Source organism: Promicromonospora kroppenstedtii DSM 19349, from assembly GCF_000515355.1.
GTDB lineage: Bacteria > Actinomycetota > Actinomycetes > Actinomycetales > Cellulomonadaceae > Promicromonospora > Promicromonospora kroppenstedtii.
In genome coordinates this window covers 35,321-35,936 of sequence record NZ_KI911741.1, presented here as the reverse complement: position 1 = coordinate 35,936, position 616 = coordinate 35,321, and the positions used below count along the sequence as shown (strand labels likewise).

General features: G+C 76.1%; 1 protein-coding gene. It reads left to right on the top strand.

Annotated features, from left to right (window positions below; genetic code table 11):
• Window positions 1–226: 226 nt before the first annotated feature.
• A partial coding sequence (locus PROKR_RS23585; protein ID WP_245605950.1) for a DegV family protein occupies window positions 227–616 on the top strand: 390 nt, incomplete at its 3' end.

The following is a 616-nucleotide window of genomic DNA, read 5'->3' as shown; positions in this document are numbered from 1 at the left end:
GGACGGCGCCGCCCCGTCGCCGGTCTCGGGGGCCGCGGGCGCGGCTGCCCGCTCCGCCTCCTCCAGAGCCTTCTGGGCCGCGGCGGCGGCCTCGCGCAGAGCGGCGAGATCAGGCGTCGATGCATCGGGCATGTCTCGGATGCTAAGTCGGGCCCAGGAGCCGCGCGCGGGGAGGCTCCGCCGCGTTTCGCCGTCAGGTTCCCGGCGCGGATAGAGTGTCGCGGTCATGCGCAACCGTCGTCGTCCTTCCCGCCCGGCACCCCAGGAGGTGCGGGTCGTCACCGACTCCACCGCCTGCCTGCCCACCGGTCTGCCGGATGGTCCGGTCGTGGTGCCGCTGCGCGTCCTGGTCGGGGACGAGGCGTACGCGGAGGGCGAGGACATCACCCCCGACCGCCTGGCCGAGCTGGTCTCCGAGGGCGAGCAGGTCACCACCTCGCAGCCGTCGCCCGAGGCGTTCGCGGCGGTCTACCGCGCCCTCGGCGAGCAGGGCGTCCGGTCGGTCGTCTCGGTGCACCTGTCGGGAGCGCTGTCGGGCACCGTCGGCTCGGCCGGCACCGCCGCCGCACGCTCGCCCCTCCAGGTGCGCGCCGTCGACTCCCGGACGGCGGCAGCC